The following is a 5,413-nucleotide window of genomic DNA, read 5'->3' as shown; positions in this document are numbered from 1 at the left end:
GAACGATCCGGTTGCTCTACTCGGTTGCTTTACGACGACCCCGTCGACGCGCGAAACCCATAATATTTTGTTTGAAAACCAAAAACTAGGCGTGATGTGTGACATAGGATGTCGGCATGTCAACCAATGTGCCTGCCAATGACCGAACTCTCCATCCTCAGCCGCGCACGTCGCCGCTCGCGAAGCCGTTGCATCACGACGTCGATCTGCGGGGTCTGCTGATCGGCACGGCGTCGGCCGCCGGGCAGATCGAGGGCGGTGACGAGAACAACGACTGGTTCGATTGGGCCCGCGAGCCCGGCAACATCGCCGATGGTTCGACCCCGCTGCGCGCCACCGACCACTGGAACCGGTGGCGGGAGGACAACGAGCTCATGGCGTCGCTGGGTCTGCCCATCGCTCGCATCGGCGTGGAGTGGGCGCGTATCGAACCGCGGCCGGGGGAGTTCGACCATGCGGTGCTGGATCGCTACCGTGAGGAGATTGCCGACCTGCGGGACAAGGGGATTCGTCCGCTGGTGACGCTCCATCACTTCGTCAATCCGCTCTGGTTCGCTCGGCGCGGCGGCTTCACCTCCGATGAATCGCCGGCGGCTTTCCTGCGCTATGCGGAGACGACCGTGCGGGCGCTCGACGACCTCGTCGACGAGTGGATCACCGTCAACGAGCCGAACGTGTACGCCACCCAGGCGCACATGTTCCGCTCGGGCCCGCCGGGCAACCGCTCGTGGGGCGACACGATGGCCGTGCTGCGCAACATGGCGGTGTCCCACATCCGCGGTTACGAGGTCATCCACGGCATCCAGGGGGATCGGGCGAAGGTCGGCATCGCCCACCACGCACGGGCGTTCGCGCCGCGCAATCCGCGCAACCCCATCCACCGCGGCCTGGCGCGGATCAATCGGCATCTGTTCCAGGACATCGTCGCCGACGCGCATCTGGCGGGGAAGTTCCATCCGCTGCTGGGCGGGGCGAAGGTCGGCCGCGGGTTGCCGTCGGGCCGCCACCACGACTTCCTGGGCCTGAACTACTACTCGCGCACGGCCGTCGACAAGTTCGACGACGGCACCTTCGTCGGGGCTCCGGTCAACGACCTCGGGTGGGAAATCCACCCCGAGGGCCTGGTCGAATGCGCCCGCGACCTGAACGAGCGTTTCGGCGGACCGGTCTGGATCACCGAAAACGGCACCTGCGATCTCGGCGATCTGGAGCTGTCGGTCGGTGGCGTGGACGCGGGCGTCGAAAAGCCGAATCCGGCCGGGGACTACGCCAACCCGGACGCCGGGGCTGCCGACCGCAGGCTGGAGTCGTTCCGGCCGCGGTTCATCCTGGAGCACCTGCGGGCCATCGCCGAGTCGGACGTGCCCATCGAGCGCTGGTACCACTGGTGCTTCGTGGACAACTGGGAATGGGCCGACGGCGAAGAGCCGCGATTCGGCATCGTCCACCTGGACTACGAGACGCAGGAACGGACGATGAAGCCGTCGGGCCACCTGCTGGCCGAGCTGGCCCGCACCGGGCGGATCACCCCGGAGCTGCACCGGCGCTACACCGCAGGCCGTCGTTACCCCGTCGCGGACGAACACACCGACCCCAACGTGCGGGCGCAGCCGCCGGAGCCGGATGGGGTGCAGGGATGAGCTCCTCCGAACACGCCGGCTCCTCCGAACGCGCCATCTCCGACGTCGGGCGTTTCACCGCCGACCCCGCCCAGCGCACGCCGGTGACCACCGGCTGGATCGTGCGGTACGGCCTGCTGTACCTGGGGCAGAACATCTCGTGGGCAGCGCCGACGCAGCTGTTGTTGGCGCAGCAGATCCTCATCTGGCATCCGGGGGAGAAGGAGGAGAAGTTCGCGCTCCTCATGGCGGTCGGCGGGTTCTTCTCCATCATCGGGCATCCGCTGGCCGGGTGGTTGTCGGACCGCACGGACACGCGCTGGGGCCGCCGCGCCCCGTGGATCCTCTTCGGCGGGCTGGCGGCGGCCGGGTCGCTGGTGTTCCTGGGCGCCGCGCCGGGCTTCATGGCGTTGACCATCGGGTGGGCGGTGTTCCAGCTGGCCATCGCGGCGTCAATCAACGCGGCCCAGGCGGTGGCGCCGGATACGGTGCCGGACAATCAGTACGGCGTGGTCTCGGGTGTGCTGGGGCTGACGTACACCCTCGGCGTGGTGCTGGGCACCGTCGTGGCCACGGTGTTCGACCTGGGGCTGGCGTACATCGTCACCGCGGCGCTGCTGCTGGTGCTCATCGGCCAGTTCCTGCCGGGCTTCCGCGACGTGTCCCGGGTGCGGTCGCAGGCGGCCGCATCTCCGGTGCTTGACGACGCCGGCGGGGACGCTGACGCCGTGGTGCCCGCCGTCGCCGAGGTGCCCGGAGGGCTCTACCGCGACTTCACGTGGGTGTTCATCGCCCGGTTCCTGGTGACCACGGGCAACTCGGTCGCGTTGTTCTACCTGTTCTATTACCTGCGCGATCACATCGGCCACCCCGATCCGGATGCCGGCGTACTCGTCCTCACCGGCGCGTATGCCCTGTGCGTCATCGTCACCGCGATCCTGTCGGGCAAAGTGTCCGACAAGATGGGCAAGCGCCGGGTGTTCGTGGCGTTGTCGTCGATGGGCGTCGCCGGGGCCTGCGCGATCATGGCGTTCGCCGGGAGCTTCGCCATGGTCGTCGGCGCGGCGGTGCTGTTGGGTCTGTCGTGGGGCGTGTTCATGGCCGTCGATCAGGCCCTGATCAACCAGGTGCTGCCCAAGGCCGATGAGCGCGGGCGTGACGTGGGCGTCATGAACCTCGCCGTCGCCGGCCCGAACATGGCCGCCCCGGTGCTCGCCGCCTTCGCGTTGGCGAACCTCGGCGGGTACCCCGGCCTGTACGTTTTCGCGGGCGCGCTCACCGCCGTCGGTGCGGTGCTGGTGTACCGGGTGCGGTCCGTGCCCTGATCTCCGTGCGTTGAACAGCGTGCGGCCGGTGCCTTAATCTTCGTGCCTTGAACGGCGTGCGGTCGGCGTTACGGTTTGATACCGTTCGTTGCAGTCGATGAAAGGTGTTTATCCCCGTGCGCCCCACGAAGAAGTTGTCCCCCGCCGCATTCGGCGCAGCGTCCCCCGCCGTCTCCTCTGTGGAGACCGGTGCCGAGGCCCGGTCCGCGAGCCGAGTCTCAGCGGCCCCGTCGTCCCGGACGTCCTTCGTCCGCAGGGCGTTGGCCCCGGTCACGGCGCTCGCGCTGGCGGGCACGTTGCTGTCGGTGCCGCAGGCGTCGGCCGGCGGCTCCGCCGGTCCGGCCGATCTCGGCGGGTTGGACTGGGGCGCGTGCCCGACCGCGGCGATGACCGCGCCGGGCACCGTGTGCGCGGACATCGACGTGCCACGTGATTATTCCGACCCGGAGGGCGCGACGATTTCCCTCACTGTCAGCCGAGTTCCGGCGACGGGGGAGCGCCGTGGCGTCATCGCAGGCAATCCGGGCGGCCCCGGCGGCGACGCGTTGGGAATGTTCTCCGACGAGGCCGTGAGGATGCCGACCGCCGTCCGGGAGCACTTCGACCTCATCGCCGTCGAGCCGCGCGGCCTGGCCTGGGGCACCCCGCTGAACTGCAACGTGGCGGACATCCCGATGACGGGTCTGCTCTCCGGGCAGGTCGGCGCGATGTACGCCTCCTGCGAAGCCAACGAACCGGGATACGCGGCGACCATCACCACGGAGAACACCGCTCGCGATCTCAACCATGTCCGCGACGTGCTCGGCCAGGACGTCATGCACCTCTACGGCCTGTCCTACGGCACGGATCTGATGAGCACGTACGCGACCCTGTTCCCGGACAAGACGGGCCGGATGGTGCTGGATTCCTCGGTCAATCCTGCCGACCGTTACTTTCGGCTCGGAGACTCGCGCGAGCCGTGGCGCCGCGAGGCTCTCAACGCGATGTTCCAGTGGATCGCCGACCGTGACGACGAGTACGGCCTGGGCACCACCGCCCTGCAGGTGTACGCGCGCTGGTCGCAGCGCATCAACGAGGAGGTTGGCGCGCCGGGTCAGGTCTACCCGCCGCCGACGCAGGTGGGCGACGTGCCCGCCGCCTTCGCCGACGACCCGGAGGCGTTCATGCAGCTGGCCGACGGCGTTCTGCCCGTCGCGTGGCGCAGCCATTCCTTCGCGGCGAACCTGATGCGCCCCGGCGCCGGCAATCAGTCGGTGCTGCTGCAGCAGACCTTCGCGGCGACGTACTCGGAGAGCATGTGGCCCGACATCGCCGACGCCGTGGTCACCGGCGAGGTGGAGACCCCCGAACTACCCGAGGGCGTGACCCCGGAAGACATGATGGCGCAGACCGAGGCGATGGGAACCATCGAGCGGGCGATCATCTGCAACGACAACGTCACCGCCGCCGACCCGTCCCGCATTCCCCGCACGTACCTCGACCAGTTCACCGGCGGCGACATCTTCCGCCTCAACGCCGATGCGCTGTCGTCGGGGCAGCTATGCCTCGGCTGGCCGGGGCAGGGCGCTGCCGTGGAACTCAGCGGCGACGCCCTCGAGTCGAAGCCGCTGCTGCTCCACTACGACCGCGATGCGGCGGTGACCGGCACGGGCGGCCGCGCGATGCAGGCGGTCATGGGCGGCGAGCTCATCGAGCTGCCGGGCCACGGCCACGGCGTGCTCGTCGCCCACAACGACGCCGACGAGATCGCCAACGTCGTCGCCGCCCACTACTTGGGCTGACCGGTCATGCCGGGCTGACCGGTCCGAGATTGGGCCGGCTACTTGCCCTTCGCCTCGTGGCCTTTCTGCCACTCGCGCACGTCGTCGGAGTTCCGCGGGTTCAGCCCGTGGAGCTTCGCCGCCGGCACCGGCGCTTTGCCACGGCCCGCATAGCTGGTGAACGTGCCGCGCGCGGTACCGGTGAACTCCGCGCATTCGGCGACGGTCCACAGCTCGACGCCGGTGTCCTTGTCGATGATGCGAGGATTCATGCCGCCGGGACTAGTTGTGCGTGACGACGGCAAAAGACCCGACATGACAGTGCCACCGACTTGTTACCGACGCTGTATGAAACCGTGACGCGCGCACGCGGTCGTGACATGCCTGTGACGGATTTCGGGACGGATCCCGTCAAAAAGAAGGGTTAAACGACAGAAGGGGATGCGGACGGAATCTTGGAGGATTCCATCATGAACCGCTCATACACCAAGGAGCAGCGACGCAGAGCTCTGCAGGTTTACAAGCGTACTCAATCGGTGACCAAGACCGTCCGTGAACTTGGTTATCCAGGGCGATGGACGCTGTACAAATGGTTGCGTGAACCCGCCAAACCTGGTCGACCCCGCAAACAGTCAAAAACATTGACCCGCTACCCGTTTGAGGTCAAGCTTCGTGCTGTTGAGCTCTTCAACGCTGGTTGGAGGCCAGC

At 67.8% G+C, this 5,413-nt stretch carries 4 protein-coding genes and 1 pseudogene; 4 read left to right on the top strand and 1 reads right to left on the bottom strand.

The window, feature by feature from the left end; translation table 11 throughout:
• The first annotated feature begins 116 nt into the window (after window positions 1–116).
• The 3 genes from ADB02_RS06875 (at window position 117) to ADB02_RS06865 (ending at window position 4,725) form a co-directional block, all read left to right on the top strand.
• Window positions 117–1,640, top strand: a complete 1,524-nt coding sequence (locus tag ADB02_RS06875; protein WP_049170990.1) for a glycoside hydrolase family 1 protein — start codon at window positions 117–119, stop codon at window positions 1,638–1,640.
• Window positions 1,637–2,944, top strand: a complete 1,308-nt coding sequence (locus ADB02_RS06870; RefSeq protein ID WP_016422298.1) for an MFS transporter — start codon at window positions 1,637–1,639, stop codon at window positions 2,942–2,944. The genes ADB02_RS06875 and ADB02_RS06870 overlap by 4 nt, the downstream gene beginning before the upstream one ends.
• Window positions 2,945–3,204: 260 nt before the next feature.
• A complete protein-coding gene (locus tag ADB02_RS06865) occupies window positions 3,205–4,725 on the top strand; it encodes an alpha/beta fold hydrolase (RefSeq protein WP_152682035.1) in 1,521 nt (506 codons plus the stop codon).
• Between the two features lie 38 nt (window positions 4,726–4,763).
• On the opposite strand, the gene ADB02_RS06860 is transcribed toward ADB02_RS06865, so the two are convergent.
• Window positions 4,764–4,976, bottom strand: coding sequence for a hypothetical protein (locus ADB02_RS06860; RefSeq protein WP_048735147.1), 213 nt, complete (start codon window positions 4,974–4,976; stop codon window positions 4,764–4,766).
• 198 nt (window positions 4,977–5,174) lie between these two features.
• Between ADB02_RS06860 and ADB02_RS11310 the strand changes: the two are divergent.
• Window positions 5,175–5,413: pseudogene (locus ADB02_RS11310) on the top strand (IS3 family transposase); the annotation flags it as partial.

This window comes from Corynebacterium sp. 212_CJEI (assembly GCF_001055915.1).
GTDB lineage: Bacteria > Actinomycetota > Actinomycetes > Mycobacteriales > Mycobacteriaceae > Corynebacterium > Corynebacterium jeikeium_D.
Note: the sequence above shows the minus strand (reverse complement) of the source record. Positions and strands in the feature narration are given on the sequence as shown.